The organism is Leptospirillum ferrooxidans C2-3, from assembly GCF_000284315.1.
Lineage (GTDB): Bacteria > Nitrospirota > Leptospirillia > Leptospirillales > Leptospirillaceae > Leptospirillum > Leptospirillum ferrooxidans.
In genome coordinates this window covers 1,793,428-1,814,205 of record NC_017094.1, presented here as the reverse complement: position 1 = coordinate 1,814,205, position 20,778 = coordinate 1,793,428, and the positions used below count along the sequence as shown (strand labels likewise).

Annotated in this window: 17 protein-coding genes; 10 read left to right on the top strand and 7 right to left on the bottom strand. The window is 49.0% G+C overall.

The features are described 5' to 3' along the window. The first annotated feature begins 16 nt into the window (after positions 1-16). Positions 17-529 carry a DivIVA domain-containing protein gene (locus tag LFE_RS09165; RefSeq protein ID WP_014449939.1) on the top strand — a complete coding sequence of 171 codons (513 nt, stop codon included), beginning with the start codon at positions 17-19 and terminating at the stop codon, positions 527-529. Next, a complete protein-coding gene (locus tag LFE_RS09160) occupies positions 526-816 on the top strand; it encodes a DUF167 domain-containing protein (RefSeq protein WP_050989517.1) in 291 nt (96 codons plus the stop codon). The genes LFE_RS09165 and LFE_RS09160 overlap by 4 nt, the downstream gene beginning before the upstream one ends. Before the next feature lie 4 nt (positions 817-820). Here LFE_RS09160 and LFE_RS09155 read toward each other — a convergent pair whose 3' ends face one another. Further along, entirely contained in the window at positions 821-1,468 is a 648-nt protein-coding gene (locus LFE_RS09155; RefSeq protein WP_014449937.1) for a hypothetical protein, read from the bottom strand. A 306-nt stretch (positions 1,469-1,774) separates the two neighbouring features. Here LFE_RS09155 and LFE_RS09150 point away from each other — a divergent pair, with 306 nt between their 5' ends. The 3 genes from LFE_RS09150 to tal all read left to right on the top strand — a co-directional run bounded on the left by LFE_RS09150 (position 1,775) and on the right by tal (position 6,897). Continuing rightward, positions 1,775-3,154 carry a dihydrolipoyl dehydrogenase gene (locus LFE_RS09150; protein ID WP_014449936.1) on the top strand — a complete coding sequence of 460 codons (1,380 nt, stop codon included), beginning with the start codon at positions 1,775-1,777 and terminating at the stop codon, positions 3,152-3,154. Between the two features lie 88 nt (positions 3,155-3,242). After that, entirely contained in the window at positions 3,243-5,609 is a 2,367-nt protein-coding gene (locus LFE_RS09145) for a phosphoketolase family protein (RefSeq protein ID WP_014449935.1), read from the top strand. Between the two features lie 64 nt (positions 5,610-5,673). Next, the gene (gene tal, locus LFE_RS09140) at positions 5,674-6,897 is read left to right on the top strand and encodes a transaldolase (protein WP_014449934.1); all 1,224 of its coding nucleotides are present in this window, start codon (positions 5,674-5,676) and stop codon (positions 6,895-6,897) included. A gap of 71 nt (positions 6,898-6,968) precedes the next feature. Here tal and LFE_RS09135 read toward each other — a convergent pair whose 3' ends face one another. From LFE_RS09135 to LFE_RS09115, 5 genes are all read right to left on the bottom strand, one after another. After that, the gene (locus LFE_RS09135) at positions 6,969-7,319 is read right to left on the bottom strand and encodes a c-type cytochrome (protein ID WP_014449933.1); all 351 of its coding nucleotides are present in this window, start codon (positions 7,317-7,319) and stop codon (positions 6,969-6,971) included. Between the two features lie 74 nt (positions 7,320-7,393). Further along, positions 7,394-8,509, bottom strand: a complete 1,116-nt coding sequence (locus LFE_RS09130) for an ABC transporter permease (protein WP_014449932.1) — start codon at positions 8,507-8,509, stop codon at positions 7,394-7,396. Next, positions 8,509-9,657 carry an ABC transporter permease gene (locus LFE_RS09125; RefSeq protein ID WP_014449931.1) on the bottom strand — a complete coding sequence of 383 codons (1,149 nt, stop codon included), beginning with the start codon at positions 9,655-9,657 and terminating at the stop codon, positions 8,509-8,511. The genes LFE_RS09130 and LFE_RS09125 overlap by 1 nt, the downstream gene beginning before the upstream one ends. 6 nt (positions 9,658-9,663) lie before the next feature. After that, positions 9,664-11,457, bottom strand: coding sequence for an ATP-binding cassette domain-containing protein (locus LFE_RS09120; protein ID WP_014449930.1), 1,794 nt, complete (start codon positions 11,455-11,457; stop codon positions 9,664-9,666). After that, a complete protein-coding gene (locus LFE_RS09115; RefSeq protein ID WP_014449929.1) occupies positions 11,423-12,325 on the bottom strand; it encodes an efflux RND transporter periplasmic adaptor subunit in 903 nt (300 codons plus the stop codon). Before LFE_RS09115 ends, LFE_RS09120 begins: the two co-directional genes overlap by 35 nt. Positions 12,326-12,507: 182 nt before the next feature. Between LFE_RS09115 and LFE_RS09110 the strand changes: the two genes are divergently transcribed. The 5 genes from LFE_RS09110 to LFE_RS09090 all read left to right on the top strand — a co-directional run bounded on the left by LFE_RS09110 (position 12,508) and on the right by LFE_RS09090 (position 20,067). Further along, positions 12,508-13,884 carry a TolC family protein gene (locus LFE_RS09110; RefSeq protein ID WP_014449928.1) on the top strand — a complete coding sequence of 459 codons (1,377 nt, stop codon included), beginning with the start codon at positions 12,508-12,510 and terminating at the stop codon, positions 13,882-13,884. 166 nt (positions 13,885-14,050) lie between these two features. After that, positions 14,051-14,560, top strand: coding sequence for a tetratricopeptide repeat protein (locus LFE_RS09105; RefSeq protein ID WP_014449927.1), 510 nt, complete (start codon positions 14,051-14,053; stop codon positions 14,558-14,560). Positions 14,561-14,605: 45 nt separating this feature from the next. Then, positions 14,606-15,709 carry a hypothetical protein gene (locus tag LFE_RS09100; RefSeq protein ID WP_014449926.1) on the top strand — a complete coding sequence of 368 codons (1,104 nt, stop codon included), beginning with the start codon at positions 14,606-14,608 and terminating at the stop codon, positions 15,707-15,709. 172 nt (positions 15,710-15,881) lie between these two features. Continuing rightward, positions 15,882-17,933 carry a squalene--hopene cyclase gene (gene shc, locus LFE_RS09095; RefSeq protein WP_014449925.1) on the top strand — a complete coding sequence of 684 codons (2,052 nt, stop codon included), beginning with the start codon at positions 15,882-15,884 and terminating at the stop codon, positions 17,931-17,933. Then, entirely contained in the window at positions 17,908-20,067 is a 2,160-nt protein-coding gene (locus LFE_RS09090) for a BamA/TamA family outer membrane protein (RefSeq protein WP_041774307.1), read from the top strand. The genes shc and LFE_RS09090 overlap by 26 nt, the downstream gene beginning before the upstream one ends. Here LFE_RS09090 and LFE_RS09085 read toward each other — a convergent pair. Then, positions 20,013-20,687: a hypothetical protein gene (locus LFE_RS09085; RefSeq protein ID WP_014449923.1), complete on the bottom strand. Its 675-nt coding sequence runs from the start codon at positions 20,685-20,687 to the stop codon at positions 20,013-20,015. The two genes, LFE_RS09090 and LFE_RS09085, sit on opposite strands and share 55 nt — an antisense overlap. Positions 20,688-20,778 lie beyond the last annotated feature (91 nt).

Sequence of the window (20,778 nt, the reverse complement as noted above, 5' to 3'; positions counted from 1 at the left end):
CTGAGGAGGTTCTTTGATGATAGACCATAATCGTATCAACGAACTGAGGCACATGGAGTTTGCAAAGGCTTTTCGTGGTTACGAGCCTAAGGAGGTCGATGCTGTTCTGGCCCAAGTTATAGCGGAAATGACGGAGCTTCTGGATGAACGGCGTGGTTTTGAAGAAAGAATTGCAGAATTTTCCGCCCGCTCAGGGGATCTTTCGGGAAAAGAAGCATTGTTGGGATCGACTCTTTTAAAGGCCGAGCAAATAGCCGAGTCACTCAGGGAGTCGGCCCGTCGAGAGTCCGAGTCGATGATCGAGGAAGCTCGCAAGGAAGCTTCCCGTATTCTTGACGAGGCGAGAACAGTCCATGCGAGGTCCGTTCTGGAGATGGAGGGAACAAGAGATGAGTGGTTACTCGGGCTTTCAAGTGTCCGCCAAGATGTCCAGAAGCTTTTGACTGGACTTTCCCAGCTTGAGGAAAAGTGGTTGTTTCTGGATCCTGACCGAAGTTTGGGGACGGGGGAGCCGGAGACTGATTCTTGAGCTCTCGGAAAGATCAAAACAGTTCAAGGTTGTTTGTCAGGGTCCATCCAGGCAAAAAAACTGACCGCTTCTATCTTGTCAATGAAGAGTTTCATATCGATCTTTCCTCAAGAGCCATTGAGGGTCAAGCGAATCAACATCTCTTGAAGTTTCTGGGGAAGATACTCTCTGTTCCGCCATCGTCTCTTGTGATTGAACGAGGGTTGTCAGCCCGTTACAAGGAGGTGGGGTTCCCCATTTCACAGGAGAATTTGATGGAGCGAGTCAGGGGGGCTGTCTCAGTATAATGGGTCAGTCGAAGGTCAGGTTGGCGCTTTTCACTTCATGGCCATCGTCTACTCTGATGTCCAGGGTAATCGAATCAACAGGAGAGCCGCCCAGCCACAACGTTCTTTCCGATGTTTCACCAGGAGCAATCGGCTCAAACAGAAGGTATGTCGGAGGAAGTTTCAGCGGAATGATTGATCCGTTTCCAATTTTGTAATGGGCTCCGAGAATCTGATACTTGATTGGTGATTTTCCTGTCAGATGGATCTTGAAGTAGGCCACCGAAGGGGAAAGCATCATCTGGATGTTCATGTTCCAGTCAACACCCTGTATGCTTTGAAATGTTGTTCTGGTACTGATGCTTCTTTCCGAAACAATCTTGTGTTTTCCAAAAAGGGGCTTTCCGGAGAGTCCCACGATCGATCCGCCGATTCCGGCAACCAATAAAAGACCGACAACAATATAGACGGCAACCGCTGTAGGTGAAAAGCCAGGCTCCTCCCTTGGCTTTGAAGGCTGGAAGAAAGCCTCATCCGGCAACTCCTGATATGGGCTTTGCCCATCCTTCGGGTTTGGCGCGGCAGAAGAATCAATATTTTTTGAAGCATGGCGACTCTGCTCACCATGTTCTTTGGAATCTCTTTTGGGGGGTGTGGCCGGTGAGGAAGTCATCTGGGCTCTGCGGCTCCGAAAAAAATGGTCACTGTCTTTTCTCCTGATCAAACATAATTTATCCATTCTAACGCTAGTCGGGTCTAAGGGCAAGGACATTGTCCCAAAGCACAGTCATTTCCTCCATCGATTGGTGGTTAATCCATGACTGGCAGAAATGGGAACCATAAAAATCATTATTTTCCGATTCTGATGCTCAAGTCTTATACTGGTGTTCAGTTCGTGATCTTTCCTCTATGATCAAGGGGGGGCTTTCGGGAATCGCTCATTCGGAATTTTTTGGGTTGAGGAAAAGGTGGGGATAAGATGGATTATGACCTGATCACGATTGGTGCTGGCGGTGGAGCTTATCCTGCTGCTTTTAGACTGGCACGCTTGGGATTGAAGATCCTGATGGTTGATTCCAAGGGAGTGATGAGCGGGAATTGTCTGGCTGAAGGATGTGTGCCCTCGAAATCTGTTCGAGAGGTTGCTGAACATTGGGAGCGACAACGGCGATTTTCTTCCTTTGGACTCAAGGGTGATCTGGTTCTCGATTTTGAGCGGATGATGAACCACAAGGATTCCGTTCAAAAAGTGCGTTATCAGCAGCATGACGGGGAATTATCCAGAACTCCGGGGCTTTCCCTTTTGAAAGGGAAAGCCAAAATGGTTTCCAAGCACGATATTTCCGTTTTGACCGATGATGGGGAAAGACTGTTTAGGGGAAAACATATTCTGATCGCAAGCGGTTCAGATGTCTTTATTCCTCCGATCCCCGGTGCCAACTTGTGTCTGACAAGCCATGATCTTTATAAAATGAATTCTGCCATTCATTCATGTCCGTCTTCGGTGATTGTGATCGGGGGTGGCTATGTTGGACTTGAAACGGCAACATTCTTTGCGGCATTCGGATCATCTGTTACGGTTCTTGAGCTTGGAGATCAACTGCTTCCGGGAATTGATTCCGAAATCGTTTCAATGCTTGTGCCCCAACTTTCCTCCCTGATTACTCCGGTTCTTTCTGCACAGGTTCTTTCGGTTACATCTCAATCAGAGGGAAAAAAGAGAGTGAAATATCGTCACAATCAGACGGAGGTCGATATTTCCGCCGAGATGGTTTTTATGGCGGCGGGGAGGCGTCCGGTCATCCCGGATGGTGCGAGGGAGGCAGGGGTTGTTATGGGCCCCAGAGGAATTGAAGTCGATGACCGGATGAGAACGAATGTGCCTCATGTTTTCGCGTGTGGGGATGTGAATGGGAGAACACCCCTTTTTCATGCGGCGGTCAGGCAATCTCTGGTCTGCGCACATCAGATCATGGGGGGAGAGCATGCTTCTGACAGGATGGATTTTGGATCGGTGCCAACAACGGTTTTTACCCTGCCGGCAGCTTCTTATGTGGGATTGACGCCATCAATCCTGAAGGAGCGTTCTATCCCCTTTAAAAGAGCCACGTATTTCTTCGAGGAAGATTCTCGAGCCCAGATTTTTGGGGAAACCGCCGGTGGGATCCATCTTTTTTTCCATTCTGAAACACTGAAACTTTTGGGAGGGTATGTCGTCGGAATCGATGCGGAAAATTTAATCGGGGAGATCGGCCTCGCCGTTTCTGCCGGACTGTCAGCCATGGACCTTGCTTCTTTTGCCGACCAACATCCAATGGCATCAGAGGGAATTTCCAAGGCAGCAAGGTCTCTTTTCTAGAAAACCCAGAGATATAAAACCGGTGTGAAGGAAATCGTTTTTTCTGAGTGATCTTTTATGGGTTTTATGGAATCCTAAAGGAGGAGTCATGGCAAAAGAGTTGAGTCCTTTGGATCTTGAAGGTATTGATGGCTATTGGCGCGCGGCAAACTATCTGTCTCTCGGGATGCTGTATTTAAGGGAGAACCCGCTTCTTAGGGAACCTCTCGCACCATCTCATATCAAAAGGCGCCTTCTGGGCCACTGGGGATCCGATCCCGGACAGAGTTTTATCTGGGTCCACCTCAACCGGCTGATACACGAACAGAATCTCAATATGATGTATATCAGTGGACCTGGACATGGAGCGCCTGCGAGCCTTGCCAATGCCTACCTTGAGGGGACCTATTCCGAGGTTTATCCGGATCGTGGACAGGATATCGAAGGTCTCCGGCAGTTTTTCCGAAAATTTTCAAGTCCTGGCGGAGTAGGCAGCCACTGTACTCCCGAACTGCCCGGGTCGATCAATGAGGGCGGGGAACTCGGATACAGCCTGTCCCATGCGTTTGGAGCGGCGTTCGATCATCCGGACCTGATCGTGACAGCTGTTGTGGGTGACGGAGAAGCCGAAACAGGCCCTTTGGCCACCTCCTGGCACTCGAACAAGTTCTTGAACCCGGCACAAGACGGAGCCGTACTTCCGATCCTTCACCTCAACGGGTACAAGATTGCTAACCCAACAATCCTTTCCCGCATTTCCCCTTCAGAGCTGAAAAGTCTTTTTATCGGATATGGATATTCCCCTTATGTTGTGGAGGGGGATATCCCGATGGAGATGCATCGGACGATGGCCAGAACGCTCGACCGGTGTATTCGGGAGATTCGTTCGATCCAGCGTCGTGCCCGGGACGCTGGGGATTGTCGCCGCCCTCGTTGGCCGATGATCATTTTAAGAACACCCAAGGGGTGGACTGCACCAAAAACTCTTGATGGCCACAAGATTGAGGGTTTCTGGAGGGCCCACCAGGTTCCTATCCTTGATGTGGAGAGCAATCCCGCTCATTTGAAAATCCTTTCGGAATGGCTGTCCAGCTATAGGCCAGAAGAGTTGTTCGACCAGAACGGTCAACTTTTTCAAAAGTTCAGGGATCTTGCCCCGAAAGGAAACAAGCGAATGAGCGCGAATCCCCTTGCCAACGGTGGACTTTTGAGAAAACCGCTACGACTTCCCGATTATCGAAACTATCAGGCCACATTTTCCAAGCCAGGAACAAAGTATCTGGGAAATACCACAGTGTTGGGGGAGTTTTTCCGGGATGTCTTTCGTGAAAACCCTGACAATTTTCGTTTGATGGGGCCTGATGAAACCGCTTCGAATCGTTTGAACGCTGTCTATGAAGCTTCCCAAAAAGCCTGGATGGCTGATATCCTTCCGGAAGATGCCGACGGCTCCGAGCTTTCAAAAAACGGTCATGTGATGGAGATGTTGAGCGAGCATACCCTGGAAGGGTGGCTCGAGGGATATCTCCTGACGGGACGGCACGGTTTTTTTAACACTTATGAAGCCTTTGCCCATATTATTGACTCGATGGTCAATCAACATGCCAAATGGCTTGAAAAATGCAAGACGGAGGTTCCCTGGCGTGCGCCTATTTCTTCGTTGAATATTTTGTTGAGTTCAACGGTCTGGCGTCAGGATCATAATGGTTTTACCCATGAAGATCCGGGGTTCATTGATGTCATCTCGAACAAAAGCCCTTATGTCACAAGAGTCTACCTTCCTCCGGATGCAAACTGTCTTTTGTCGGTGGCGGATCACTGCCTGAAAAGTACTGATTACATCAATGTGATTGTGGCGGATAAACAGCCCCATCTCCAGTTTCTGGATATGGACAGCGCCGTTCGCCATTGTGCAAAAGGTGTCGGTCTCTGGGAGTGGGCTTCAAATGATACGGGTAGTGTGCCGGATGTGGTCATGGCGAGTGCCGGAGATGTGGTGACGATCGAGTCGATCGCTGCAGTGGCCATTTTGCGTGAGCATTTTCCGGATCTCAAGATCCGGGTTGTGAATGTTGTCGATCTCTTCAAGCTTCTGCCCGAATCGGAGCATCCGCACGGACTTTCGGACAGGGACTTTGACAGCCTTTTTACGATGGACAAGCCAATCATCTTCAATTTCCATGGTTATCCGTCACTTATTCATAAATTGGCCTACAGGAGAAAAAATCATGGGAACCTTCACGTGCGCGGATACAAGGAGCAGGGAGGACTGAACACCCCTTTGCAATTGGCGATTGCGAACCAGATTGACCGCTTCAATCTGGCGATCGATGTTATCGACCGGGTTCCGCGCCTTCAATGCACAGGTGCCCATGTCAAGGAGTGGCTAAAGGATCAGATTACCGACCACTTGAACTATGCGAGGGAGGAAGGTCTTGACCGGCCGGAAATCACCGACTGGAAATGGCCTTTCTAGCTTTGGAAAACGGCCGGTAAAAAAAGATTTTTTCGATTGATTGAAAACTTTAAAGGAGGTCACTATGACGGCAACAGGTAAAAAGTCTTTACGACTTGATGGATTAACAAAGCTTGGTCAGAGCCTTTGGCTTGACAGCATCAGCCGGGAGCTGATGGACTCCGGGGATTTGAAAAACCTGATTGAAGTGGTCGGGATCAGGGGGATGACATCCAATCCGACCATTTTTGAAAAGGCCATTAATGGAAGTCCCTCCTACGATAATGAGATAGCTCTCCTTTCCCGGAAAGGCTATTCAACCGAGCAGATCGTTCGATTTTTGATGGTGAGAGATATACGGAGAGCTTGCGACTTTTTCTTGCCTCTTCATAAGGAATCGGGTGGAAGTGATGGATTTGTGTCCATTGAAGTGAGCCCACTTTTGTCACGGGAGACAAAAGCAACGATTTCCGAGGCGAAGTTGCTGCATGCGCTTGTTGATCATCCGAACCTGATGGTCAAGGTTCCAGGAACCCCTGAGGGGATGCCGGCCATCGAGGAGCTCACTTCGATCGGCATTTCTATCAATGTGACCCTTCTGTTTTCTCCGGAGGCCTATCGAAATGCGGCAATGGCCTATGTAAAGGGGCTCTCACGCTTTCTTGAAAAAGGTGGAGATATTTCCCGGGTCCATAGTGTTGCGAGTGTTTTTGTCAGCAGAATCGATACAATGGTCGACCGGAAACTTTCCGATCTCAAAAAACCGCAGGCAGATGCTTTGAAAGGTCGTCTGGGAATCGAAAATTGCCGCACAATCTATGCGATATTTGAGGAGATCTTCAAGGGGGAGTTTACACAAAAGCTTTCATCGAAGGGAGGAAATCTTCAAAGGCCTCTATGGGCATCGACCGGCACGAAAAATCCCGACTATTCCGATGTTCTCTATGTGGACTCGCTGATTGCTCCGGATACGGTAAACACCGTACCCATGGCAACATTGAAGGCATTTGTTGACCATGGAAAGATTTCTCCGGCACTGTTGGACAAAAAAGGAAGCGATCAGTCCTTTTACAAAGAGCTTGCCTCTTTTGGAGTTTCTTGTGACCAGGTTTTTCAAACCCTTCTTGAGGAAGGTCTCAAGGCATTCGAGCAGTCTTTTGAGACATTGAATCTGGCGATTCAGGAGAAGGTCAAGTCAATCAACCCTGGCCGACCTTCTCCTGCTGGAGTTACGGAAACACAGCAATGGGCAGATGAAATGAAAGTATTGATCGGGACATGGGAAAAAACGGGAGTTCCAAAACCGTAATACCCCTCACATAAAAAGCCCCTGAAAGCTTTTTTATGCTTTCTGGGGCTTTTCTTTCAACCGAATTCCGTCTATTTTTGCGACAGTATCCACTTGACAACTTCCTCGGCCTGGGGAAGGGGGAGACCTGGATGAGGGGGCATTGCCATACCGCCTGTGTCGGCGGTCCAGTTTCCTCCACCTCCGGTGATGATCTTTTGTGCAAGAACTTTGACAACTCCTTTTTTCCCTCGGTAGCGATCTGCGATCATTTTAAATGAAGGGCCCACCAGCTTTTGGTCAACGCTGTGGCATGAGGCGCAGTCCTGCGACCCCATGATCTTCTGCGCATCATCTGCCTGGGCTGTGGTCGTCACGATAAGTCCTGAAAAGAGTGACGCAAGAATCACCGCTTTTTTAATTTTAACCTCCTTTTTAAACATTTTTAGCCTTTTCTGAGAAGGATAGCAGTATTTTACTCCCTTTGAAGGAAAAGTAAAACCAGTTTTTGGGAGGATTACCCAAGCCTTCTCCTGAAAAAGTGGCTGGCGAGTAGAAGGGTTGTGAGCCCAATGGCCAAAAGAGCCAAATACTCCGGTAATAAAATGGAAATCCCTGCACCCTGAAGAAAAACTTCTCTCAAGATCACCATAAAATACCGGAGCGGATTCAAAAGTGTCAGATCCTGGATGAAAATCGGCATGTTGGCAATAGGGCTTGCGAATCCCGACAGAATGATCGATGGGACAAGAAAAAGGAACGCCCCCAGGAGACCTTGCTGTTGGGTTGAAACAAGGGAGCTGATCATCAGGCCAACTCCGAGACCTGAAAGAATGAACAGGAAAAGACCGAGGTAAAGGGCTTCCAGGGAACCCCTTAGTGGAATGTGGAAGATGAGCACTGCCAGCACGATGATCCCTGTCGCTTCGACCATACCGATGACAAATCCCGGAAGAACCTTTCCCAAAATGATTTCGAACGGAGTCAGTGGAGTGACGAGAAGCTGGTCAAAGGTCCCTTCTTCACGTTCCCGGGCGACGGATAGTGCAGTGACGAGCAAAGTCACCACAAGCGTCAAAAGACCGACGATCCCGGGGACAATGAACCAGCGGCTCTTGAGATTCGGGTTATACCAGGCGCGCAAGGTGATCGGAGCGATCGGTGTCGGAATTCCCCTTGCCGTAGCAATGTCTGTTGTGTAGTTGTTGACGATCGTTTCGACATATCCAAGAAGGATCATCGCGGTATTGGACTGGCGACCATCAAGAAGCGCTTCAACCGTTGCCGGATTTGAGGAAAGCAGGTTCCGGCTGAAATCGCTTCTGATGTGGAGAACCAGCAGGACCTTTCTGTTGTCGATTAACGGGGCCACTTCCTGCTCATGTGTGATTGTCCCCACAAGTTTAAAGTTTGGGGATCCGGAAAACCTGGCAAGAAGCTGCCTTGAGTAAATCCCGGTGTCTTCGTTCCATACGGCATAGGAAATGTTATTCAGGTCAAACGTTGCGGCATAGCTAAAGACAAGCAGCTGGACGGTGGGAGGGACAATCAGGACCATCCGGCTTTTCTTGTCACGAAGAAGAGCCAGAAACTCCTTTTGAACAAGTCGTAGGATCCTTATGATTCTTTGCACTATTCAATCCTTTTTCTACTGATGCGGCGAATCAGGGCGAAAAGAAAGATGCTGAACAGGAGAAGTGCGACCGAGTTGGGAATGATGACCCCAGGAATATCTCCAGCAAGAAAAACCGATTGGAGAATCGTCACGAAATAGCTTGCGGGAATGATATGGGTAATGGCCTGGATGAAGGAGGGCATGGAATGGATATCAAATATAAAACCGGACAGGATAAAAGCCGGAAGAAATGTAAAGACAATGGCGATTTGTCCGGCAACAAACTGGTTTTTGGCTGCAGTGGAGATAAGGAGCCCCATGCCGAGGGCAGAAGTCAGAAAGAGAGATGATGTGATGGTCAGAGTCAAAATCGAACCTCTTAACGGAACTTCAAACAAGAATCGGCTCATGAGGACAGACAGTGCCATTCCGCTCATCCCCAACATGAAGTAGGGAATGAATTTTCCGATTAAGATTTCTCCAATGGAAACAGGTGTGACAAAGAGAGCTTCCATGGTGCCCCTCTCCCATTCCCTTGCGATGACGAGGGCTGTAAGAAGTGCGCCGATCAGGGTCATGATAACAGCAATCAGACCAGGAATGAGAAAATCCCGGCTTCTATTGTCCGGGTTAAACCAGATCCTGACCTTAAGACTTATTGGTAGCGTTGAGGCGAGTCGCCCTCGCTGATTTCGAAGAGTCAGCCACGTTTGCCATGTATTGGTCAGATAGCCCTCGACCAGTCTTGCCGTATTGTCATCAACTCCATCGACGACAACGTGGATGGGTGCGTTGTGAAACGATTCAATACCCCTTCCAAAATTTTCCCGAAGCCAGAGAATGCCTTCCACATCCTGACGTTTGAGAGCACTTATGGCATCGTGAATATTGGCGTATGGCCTGGGTGAAAACCAATGGGAGTTTCTGAGACTTGCGATGAACCCCTCTGATGCAGGAGTCCGGCTGTCCTGAACAACCGCAATGGGGACATGGCTCGCATCGAGCGAAACACCATATCCAAAAATCAAAAGGAGGACAAAGGGCAGGACAAGGGCAATGGCAAGGCTTGAAGGATCTCGCAGAATCTGCAGAGATTCTTTATATACAAGTGCCCGTATCCTGTTTATTTTTAATGATAGAGAAGAGTGACGAGTGGGTTGTCTCATTTTTAATCACCCTGTGTTTTTTTGAAATTCAGACAGAAGGGACACAAAGGCATCTTCAAGAGAGGGGTCGGGGATTTGGGGTGTTCTTGTCTTTTCCTTGATTTCGGCGGGACTGCCCATGGCAAGAAGTGCCCCTTGTGCCATGATGAGCAGTCGGTCACAGTACTCCGCCTCTTCCATAAAGTGCGTTGTCACCAGAACGGATACTCCGACTGTAGCCAATGCATTGATGATATGCCAGAACTCCCTTCTGGCATTGGGATCAACGCCTGAAGTCGGCTCATCAAGAAAGAGAATTGAGGGTTCGTGAATCAGTGCGCAGGAAAGGGCGAGTCTTTGTCGGAAACCCAGCGGGAGTATGCCGGAAGAGACATTTTTATAGGGTTCGAGTTCAAAAAAGTTCAGTGAATCCTGGATTTTCTCTTTTTGCAGGGTGCCGGAAAGACCATAGGCGCTACTGTAAAAGATCAGATTTTGAAAAACCGTCAGCTGAGAGTAAAGCGAAAATTTCTGAGCCATATACCCGATCTTCCCTCTCGCCTGTGCCGCCACTTTTCGCACATCCTCACCGGCTACGATGAGTTTTCCTGCCGTCGGTTCCAAAAGCCCCGCAAGCATCCGGAATGTTGTGGTTTTTCCAGCCCCATTGGCTCCCAGAAGACCAAAGACTTCTCCTTTCTTGACATGGAATGTCAGATTGTTCACGGCTTTGAATGAGTCAAAGTAACGATCAAGATTTTCGACTTCAATGGCGTCGTATATCACGCTATCATTGCCTTGCGTTCTGGACATCTTCTGGTAAAGACGATCGATCGAAATGGATTTGACATTTTCTTTGGTGACTTTTTTGATCCGGGACATAAAGGCATCTTCAAATCGGGGAGGGGCTGATTTCAGAATGATCTTCCCCAGATTCTCAGGAAAGATCGGAGGAGTGTCCCCATCCATGACGATTCGGACGGTCGATCCCTCAAGCACCGTGTCAACAACTCCGGGAAGAAGCGAAATTTGAGGTTCCACGGTCCTGAGTGATCCGGTCGTTTCAGCACGGTATCCCCGTCCAGCCACCTCTTTCCGGAAGGATTCCGGGGGACCACTTCCAAGGACTTTTCCATTGTAGAGAATCAGGATTTCGTCACATCGCTCGGCTTCATCAAGGTAGGAGGTGCTTACAAATAAGGTGGCACCTGACTCACTGACGAGCTTTCGAAGAATTTCCCAGAGCTCTCGACGGGATACAGGGTCAACCCCTACAGTGGGTTCGTCCAGAAGAAGAATCGGAGGCTGATGGACCAGTGAACATGCAACTCCCAGTTTTTGTTTCATCCCCCCCGATAATTGGCCGGCCAGACGTTTTTGAAAAGGAGACAGACCGGTCATCGACAGGAGGGGAGCGTAAAGCTCTTTTCGGCGATCTTTCGGTACACCCTGCAGATTGGCATAGAGATCCAGGTTTTCCTGAACGGAAAGATCCTCATAGAGTCCAAACTTCTGGGGCATATATCCCAAGGATCCCTGAACTGACAGGGGGGCTTTGGATGGGTCGTTTCCCATGATCCGGATATCTCCTCCGTCCGGCCAGAGAAGTCCTGAGAGAAGTCTCATCAGTGTTGTCTTTCCGGCACCGTCAGGACCAATAAGACCAGTGATTGAACCTTTTTTCAGGGAAAAGCTGATCTTGTCGAGCGCTGTAACAATACCTCTTGGAGACGGAAATGTTTTTGTCAGCTCATTGACGGTGATCAGTCCTTCGGAAGTGGGGATATCAGCCACGGGGGGAGAAATCCGGTCGGGAACCATCAGGACATGTTGCCGGTGAAGATTTGGGGGAATGAAGCGGAATGGTGACAGTGACAGGCATTCCCAATCGGAGTTCTGTCGTCGGGCAGCTCAGGTACACTCGCAGTCGATAGACAAGGATTGTTCTCTGGTGGAGTGTCTGAACCTCCTTGGGGGTGAATTCCGATGTCGGAGAAATATATCCGATATAACCGGAATAGATTTTTCCGGGGTATGAATCCGAGGTAATGTCAGCGCCCATGCCTTCATGGACTTTGCCAAGCTCGGGTTCTTCAACATAGACGCGGGCCCAGAGAGGGTGGGATCGTGCGATGGTATAGACTGGGGAGGAGGGGAAAGCCATGTCGCCGGGTTCAAGGATTCGGTTCTGTACAACCCCATCCACAGGTGCATAAACCTTTGTATCAACGAGTTGCCGTTGATCAAAGGCAAGTTGGGCCTCCGCCTGGCTGATCGATGCCTTTGCGGCATCAAGGGCTTCCGTCGCGTCGTCAAGCTTCTGTTCCGAGTTGAACTGGGCATGTGCGAGCTTTTTGACTCTGGTAAAGGTTCTTTGAGCGTCGATCAACTGGATCTTGTTCCGGGCGAGGGTCGCCTTGTCCGCATCCACCATGTCCTGATAACGAATCGGATCCATCGTCGCCATCAGCTCGCCTTTCTTGACGGAGGAGCCTTCAAGATAGAGAAGTTTTTTGATCCTCCCCGTGTCATGAAAGGCGAGCTGGACTTCCCTCAGGTCAATGTTTCCATAAAGAGTCAGGCTGTTTTGGGTGACGTTTCCGGAGGGGAAGATTTTCTTGTGGAAGACTGTAAGGATGATGGCGGTGAGGACGATAATTGCCAGAAGAAACCGTTTTTTGGTGGACATGCCGGGACTCCATGCGAAAGGTTGTGATTCGGTGCAACCAAGTGGCATGATACCACAATCTCCAAAAGGTTAAGCTTTTTATAACCAAGAAAATGGTGCCATAATAATTGTATTGAATGGACTTTGAAATCGATATGTCGGACTTTTTGGGTAGGTTGTTATGGGGCTGGAGGAGGGTGTTCGTGGAGAGCTGTTTCCGTAAAACGATTTCAGCCGTTGCTTTTTTTTGCGTTTTAGTGAAGGCAGTTTTCCCGTTCGGGACCTCACTTGCTCCTGCATTTGGATCGGATGAGATGGTGTCTCTTGTTGAGGCGGTGCAGGAATCACTCTCCAACCGGCCTGATCTCAAGGCCGAGATCTATCGTGTAAAGAGTGCGAAAGAAAGGATCGGGGCGTCAAAATCCAATTATTATCCTCAACTTTCAGCAAGCTTTGAAACAATTTACGGGAACAGTTTCTTCGGTTTTTTTCTGTTTCCTGGGTATAATTATGCCGACCTGAATCTGTTGACCGTTACGCTTTCCCAGACCATCTATGATTTCGGAAGGACCGGTTCTCTTGTTTCACAGAGCCGTTGGGCGTTTGAGCTCGAAAAAAGCCGGGAAGCCGAGATCTATCAGGAGACCATCCGCGCCGCAGAGACGGATTACTTCAACCTCCTTTCAAGCCAGCACCAGGTTTTGGCCGACAAGGAAAATCTTGCCGATGCGGAGGAACAGCTTGCCCGTGCAAAGTACCGCTTTAATGCTGGAACCGGGATCATCCTTGATGTCACAAGGGCTCAGGTCAATGTGGAATCGGACAAGCTCCAGTTGATCCGGGACAAGGATGCGGCAAGGTCGATCGGCATTGATCTTGCCGAAGTCATGGGACGCTCCAAATCGGAACGGCTTGTTGCCGGAGATGTTTTTGTAGACCCAAACAAGGGAACATCTCCCGATTTTCAAGCCGATCTCATTCAGGCAATGAAACATAGGCCCGAAATGATCGAAGCAATGGATCAGGTCCGGATGTCCCAGTCGGCACTGAAAAATGCCAAGTCTCAAAACTATCCCTCTGTGACAGGTCTTTTTCAGTCTTTTACCGCTACAATGCCACAGGGAAGCCTTCCCATTCCCTATGCTCCCAACAACACACCCTATTCGACAGTGAATCTTGGTGGAGTTGTGAACATCCCCATCTTTGAGGGGGGTCTGATGATGCATCAGATATCGCAGGCTCATTACGATCTGTCGTCCTCCATCGAATCCCGAAGGTCGGTTCGCCTGAAGGTCATCACGGATCTGAAGAAGGCCATCCTTGAAATTCGTGATGCCACTCAAAGATTGGTGGAGGCGAGAACCGAACGAATGAATGCAGAGAAAAACGAAAGTCTGGTCGCGGAGGCGTACCGGGTGGGTTCTGTTCATTCGGTTGATGTTATGGATGCCCAGGCTGCCTTGAGACAAGCACGCGAGTCTGTTATCCAGGCCCGATACCAATTGATGGTCGGATACCTCGATTTTCAATACGCCCGTGGAACCTTATCCACTCAAAACTTATTTTCTTCTCAAAAATAGAACCACTTACCTTCTCCTTGGATCTTTTTTGGGATTCTGTGCGATTGACAGATGTTGGAATATTTTTTATCTTGTCTTGAGACTAAGTTTCAATGTTATGGTTTCAGGGCTGTAAGTCATATGGGGAGGTTCGCTGAAAAAGGTTATCTTTACAATCTGCCTCGCCTTGCTCCTTCTTTCGGACCAGGGATGTGCAACGGCTCCGAAAGGTGCCGAGTCGAAGCGCTCCCTCATGGAGGAGTACTCAAGGGATATAAGCTCGCATCACATTGATGCGGCCCGTGCAGCCCTTCTTGAAGGGACCAGACTCTATCCGACCGAGACCGTTTTTTGGAATGATCTCGCTTATCTCGACTTTCTTGAGGGGCATTACCCTTCCGCTGCAAAAATGCTGAATCGCGGCCTCATGATCGACCCTGGCAACCAGGGGCTTCTTCTGAACAAGGCGCGTCTTTATTTGGCGGAAGGGGATGTTGCCAATGCAAAAAAAATTCTCTTTCGGATGTTGCCACGTCACCCATGGCTTCATGGGTACCGTCTTCTTCTTGCCATTGTAGAAGTCAAAGATGGAAATATTGAGGCAGGACGAATTCTTTTTGAGGATCTCAATGATCATCATCCGGGTGATGCCCTGATTAAAAGCTATCTTCAGAAGTTAAACGAATCGGAAAAATAAAGAGCAGATCCGGAAATTGTGTTCAATGTGTTTTGGAGGTCTTGTTTGTCTTTCAGGTCAATACAGCATCGTCGCAGCTTTTGGCGGCAGTTCAGGCTTATTTTTTTGCCTCTGGCTCTCTCGGTCTTGATTCTTTTTTCTTTGGTCAGTTCTGTTCATTTTTATCGTCAGGCATATATTTCCGGATCCCATTTTTCTCCACTGACTCCCAAATCCCAGCGCTCTTTTTCCTTTAATGTGGCAAGGGCCAATCTTCCGGCTGATTCCGGAAGCGAGCTTCTTTTGAAAATCACCAAAGAAAAAAACGCGTTTGGAAGCACCCGATACTGGCATTCTGGAAGCGTTGTTCTCTCTCTTCCTCTTCAGATTTCCACGTGCGGAATTTGCATACGGTTGGCTCTATGGGATCCTGGTGTCTATCGTGTAACGCTTTCCAATCATTCAGGTGATCTGGTTTTTTCGTCTTTGCTGACGGTCATTGCTCCTCTGGCTCTCTATCGGGACGATATCATCCTGATTTTTGTGACGCTTTGGTTGTCCTGGGCTTCTGGACGGCTCGCCGTTTCCATATTGGGTGGGGAAAGGCCATTTATTCCGGTAGACATGCAACGGAAAGTTCAAATGGGACTCATTGCGGCAGGATTGATGGCCCTTGGATTGATTTTTATTCCCTATCCAGAACTTCACACACATCAAGCTTCGAAGACCTCAATCATGTCCATGGGATCGGATTCCCCTTCAGGAAAAGAGCCCTCCACACTAGAGTCCGAAGGACGTATTGATGCTGTTCCGATTGCTCTTTCCCCACCGGGGACGATCATACCTCCCGGATATCTGACAATTCGCCATCATATGGATTCCTGGACGGAGTTTGGTCGCACTCTGACCGTTTTTGAAGGTGCAACGGCTTCGCTTGGGGCAACCGGCTCATTCTTCCTTTTGCCGGATGACGGGCGATATTTTTTATCCCTTTGGGCATCTACCTCTTCGGGAAAATCACTTGCGGACACTCATTGGGTTCTTCGATCCCTACCTGTTTCTCCACCGCTTCCTGTGGCTCTTCTTTCGGGACTTGCCCTTTTTTCCCTTTCCGGATTCTTTTGGGGTTTGCTGATCCGTACGCCATTTTATCGGCACTCCGGAAAGTAGGGGGAAAGAAACTCCCGCATTCCTGAGTTTTTCTCTCACAAAATGATCAATATTATACGCATTTCTTGCAGACAGACTGTTGCACCTGTAGAATGATCCTATTAGACAAAGAATTTCTAGCGAAAAGAGGGGTGCCGGGTTTTTCTAACCTGCTCTCTGGAGGTTTTTTATTATGGCAAGAGTTTATTCCCCAAAGGCGGGGGACAGTTCAGTGCCGTTTGAGGAAAAAATATTTGATAAACCGGAGAAAGCCTCTGATCCGGGATTCCGGGAACGTCTTGAAGAGGCGATAGCGAACGCCACGAGATCTCTCCTTGATCGACAGCATCCCGATGGATATTGGGTCGAACCTCTTGATGCAGATGTCACCATCCCAGCTGAATATGTCATGTTCCAGTTTATTCTCGGGAGAAAGGATGAAGTCTTTTTCCGTGAGGTAGCAGAGTACATTCTTTCCATTCAGGGTGCTGATGGTGGGTGGCCTTTGTTCACTGGAGGGACGGCTGATATCAGTGCCAGTGTCAAAGCGTATTTTGCCTTGAAACTTCTGGGCTATTCCCCCGACCACCCGGCTCTTGTAAAAGCCCGCGCATTGATTCTTGAAAGAGGCGGAGCTACGACCGTAAATGTCTTCACGCGGATTATCCTGGCGCTTTTTGCACAGTACGACTGGAAGGGAATTCCTGCCCTGCCGTGTGAAATGATTCTTTTGCCAAAATGGTTTCCTCTTTCGATCTATACGATTTCCTATTGGTCCAGAACGGTGATTATCCCGTTGTTGATCATCTATCACTATAAGCCGGTCACTCCGATTCCTCACGGGCAAGGGATTGATGAACTTTTTTTAAAGCCCATGGAAGAGGTTCATTTTGGTTATTCCTGGGACAAGAAGGTTTTGTCCTGGAAAAATCTGTTTTTTGTGCTGGATTACTTTATTCAGCACTGGAATCGCCATCCACCTTCCTTTTTAAGAAAAAAAGCTTTGTCGAAAGCGGTTGAATGGCTTATCCCCAGAATGAAGGGGGAGGGAGGTCTTGGAGCGATTTATCCGGCAATGGCCAATAGCGTCATTGCACTTAGGCTTTCGGGCTATTCAGACGATCATCCGCTTGTGAAAAGGGCCATCGCCTCCATTGATGACCTGGTTTTCTCCCGGGACAATATGCAGTCAGTCCAGCCATGCCATTCTCCAATATGGGATACGGCACTCAGCCTTGGGGCCCTTTTTGAGGCCGGAGTTTCTCCGGATCATCCGGCCATTTCCCGTTCTCTTGAGTGGTTTCGGAGAAAAGAAGTGAAAACGGTGGGCGATTGGGCTGTGCATGTAAAAGGTGTTGAGCCAGGTGGATGGGCATTCGAGTTTGAAAATGACTATTATCCAGATGTGGATGACACCGCGGTCATTCTGATGGATTTTGCCAAATGGACAAATGGCTTCAAAGGGTACGAGGATGTTGTCAGGAGAGCGGCCAGGTGGGTTCTCGCAATGCAGTGCACAGATGGCGGATGGGCTTCTTTTGACAAGGACAACGATCTCCTCTTTCTCAACAATATTCCCTTTGCAGACCATGGCGCACTGCTTGATCCGTCAACTGCGGATCTGACCGGACGCGTTCTGGAGTTTTTGGGGCTTTATGGGTATCGCCCTGATTTTCCACCGGTCGCCAGGGCACTGGACTACTTGCGTCGCGAACAGGAAGCTGATGGTTCATGGTATGGTCGGTGGGGAGTCAACTACATTTACGGGACATGGTCGGTGATCTCCGCCTTTAGGGCATTGGGTGTCGATATGAAATCTTCCATGGTCCAGCGTGCGATGAGTTTTTTACTTGATCATCAAAATGACGATGGCGGATGGGGTGAAAGCTGTCTTTCCTATTCCAAAAAGGAAACTGCTGGCGTGGGAGAGTCGACCCCCTCACAAACAGCATGGGCACTGATTGCGCTTATTCATGGAGAGCATGCGGATCATCCACAGGTCAGGAAGGGAATCTCCTGGCTCCTTGAAAACATGCGCCCTGATGGTCGATGGAATGAAACGCTCTACACGGGAACCGGTTTTGCGAGGGTCTTTTATCTTCGTTATAACATGTACAGGGATTACTTCCCGTTGTGGGCGCTAGCCCTTTATCAGAATGTCCATTTCGAAGGGGCTTCCCGGGTTTCCGGGAAAGTGGCCGTCTGGAGGAAGCAACCCTTTGCCCCTCTCTCCTCATTCTTCTAGTCAGGATCTTGATTTCCCTTCCCGACCCATTCTGATTCTGACTCCGCTAGAGGAAGAAGCCCGGTGCTTTCTTTCCGGGCTGATTCCTGTACTGAAAAGACATGGTCGATCAGTTCAAAGGAAAAATGGAGAAATCCTATCGGAGGGGCTCTTCCGGTTGAGAGTCATTGGGATGGGGCCACCAGATCAGGATGATGACGAACTCCTCTCTTCTTTGAACCCGGGAGATATTGTTTTGCTTTCAGGGTTTGGGGGAGGACTTTCAATCCGTGCCCAGAAGGGAAGTGTCTTTTTTTTCTCCTCCATTGAGACTCTTCAAAAGGGAATTTCCCAATCTCTTCCAATGGCTCAGACGATTGATCTCCCTGCTTCGATAGAGATGGGGCGGATATTGGGATTCTCATTGGGAAGGGGCGTTACTCTTCCCCAGATAGTGGGGAGTCCTGATGAAAAAAAAGAGCTGTTTCAGGTAACAGGGGCCGATGTTTGCGATATGGAAACAGGATCATGGGAGAGGGCCATTCACTCCCGGGGTTGCCACTTTGTTGCGTCAAGGGTCATCTTTGATGGCTCGGATGAATATTTGCCGGAATTTTTAGGAGATTTGGTTCAAAAAAATGGAAAACTTTTTCTCCCCAACCTCTTTCGGGCGCTCCTTTCGCCTCCAAAGCTTTTGGCATTGATAAAGCTTGGATTTTCCCAGAAGGTCGCGAGAAAAAGTCTCGCCAATCTGGGCGAGAGGGTTGGGGTTCTCTTGACAGAAGGTTCAGAGGGGAAAAATAAGGAAGCCATCTTCAGGATTCTCCGATTATTGAGCTTGTGTCTTTTCTTTTTGATCAGCCATCCCAACCACTCTTATGCGATTCCTGTCCTTCCCCCGCCTTCTTCGTCAGGTCCCCCCGGAACGGGACCGTTTTTAGCCCCGGGCAATGGTGAGAGTTTTCCACAACTGCCAATTGGTGTTCCCTCTCCGTTTTCCTTTACCAGCCCGACTCAAAACACGGTGGTGATCCCCTTGCCGGCCATTGGTGTCAGTTATAATACGGGGGTTACGATTGGTACGATCGTTCCAATCCTTTCAGCACTCCCAAGTGGCCGGATTACATCCATCCTCGCACCTTCCATCACATACAATCCCTATCTGGGCACTCAAGTGGGTGCACGTTATTACCGTTATTACAAGGGCAACCTTAAAAGATGGCACCTGATCGGTCTCCAGTCCAACTCCATCTGGAATTTTTACGAATTTCACTACAGGGATCTTTCCATGGGAGATGGGAGATACATCCTGGATATCCGCCTGAAGGATTTCAAGAATCCGGCAGCCCGTTTTTATGGACTGGGTCCTGATTCTTCATTCGGCAATCAGACGAACTACACTTTGTCAGAGGCATCAGCTCATGTAACGATTGGTGCCAACCTTGACCATCAAAAAATCAGGGCCTGGTTTATGGAACGACTGAGGGAGTATGGCGCATCACCCGGAGTCATCCCCGGGATGCCATATTCCGGAACAGTTTTTCCAACTGTCAACGGAATTTCGAACAGTCCTGTCATCATTTCCCATCGGGCCAACCTGACTTACGACACGAGGGATAACCACCTCATTCCAACTACCGGAACATATGCGAGGGCCTTTGCCGAGCTTGACCAGAATGAAACGGCCGGTGAGGTCAGTGTCTTTGACCGTTTTAATGCGGAATACAAAACATGGATCCCCCAGGGAGATAATGACCAGAATGTCTTGGCGATAAGAGGGATGGTCAACCTGATGAATGGTCCCAATATTCCTTTTTATGCCCAAAGCATGTTGGGAGGAGCCTATACCCTCGAAGGATTTGGTACAGGCCGTTTTTATGACCTGGATGCAGCTATTTTCAATGTTGAGGAGCGGATCCAGGCTTTTGACATGACGATGCTTGGTGTGACCAGCTCATGGCAGATCGCACCATTTTTGGGGGTCGGAGAGGTTTTTCATGACCAAAGGGAACTGACCAACCCTTCCCTTTATGCGATCAATCCTGGTGTCGGTTTCCGGGCCCTTGTCCAGCCAAATGTGGTCGGACGTCTCGATATAGGCTATTCAACCCAGGCGGGTCCCGTGGAGTTTGTCGGTATCGGATTCCCCTTCTGAAGGGTTTCTCTTATCCTCTCTTCGGCTTTCGTGTCATTTTGTTTGGTGACCGCCTGAATGGTTCGCTTGTTGCTGTCCAGGAGAGTGCATGAGAGGTAAGAGATGGGTGACAGAAACAGGTCGACCGTGCCCATCAGAAGTCCGTCTGTGAAAAAAGTGGGGAGCGAGACATCGCTATAGTGTCTGAAAGTAAAAGCTGGCCGGTCAAAGACACATGTTGCAATGGATGTTGTCTGTGTTTTTCCTAGTTTGTGGACATCCCTGGCGGAATTGACCATGTAACGGTTGATTGTGTATTCGTTCGGAAAAAAACGGGCGGTGTAGCGAGTGATATGCCATTTTTGATTTTGGTCAAACCAGAAGACTTCATCTCCCTTGATGAGATGCTTTCCGATGGTGTATCTGGGGTCTGACCATGCGAATCCGTCTTTTTTCAGGACAGGTTCCATTTGGGACTCCAGTTCGGAGGATGGAAAAACCGTGTCGGGAAGTTCGATCTTGCCTGCATCCAATGCACTCTGGTCTTTCAGGGGGACCGGAGCGGTTGTACAGGAAGCAATGATTAAAAAAAGGGCGGAACTGGTGAGGAACTTTCTGATGACTGTTATCTGCTCGATCAAAAAAACCTCTTTAGAAAATGTCGGTTGAAGTGGGACAATGTCAGGAGACGATGATGGTAGAAAACTGCCTTTCATTTTATCACAGGAGTTC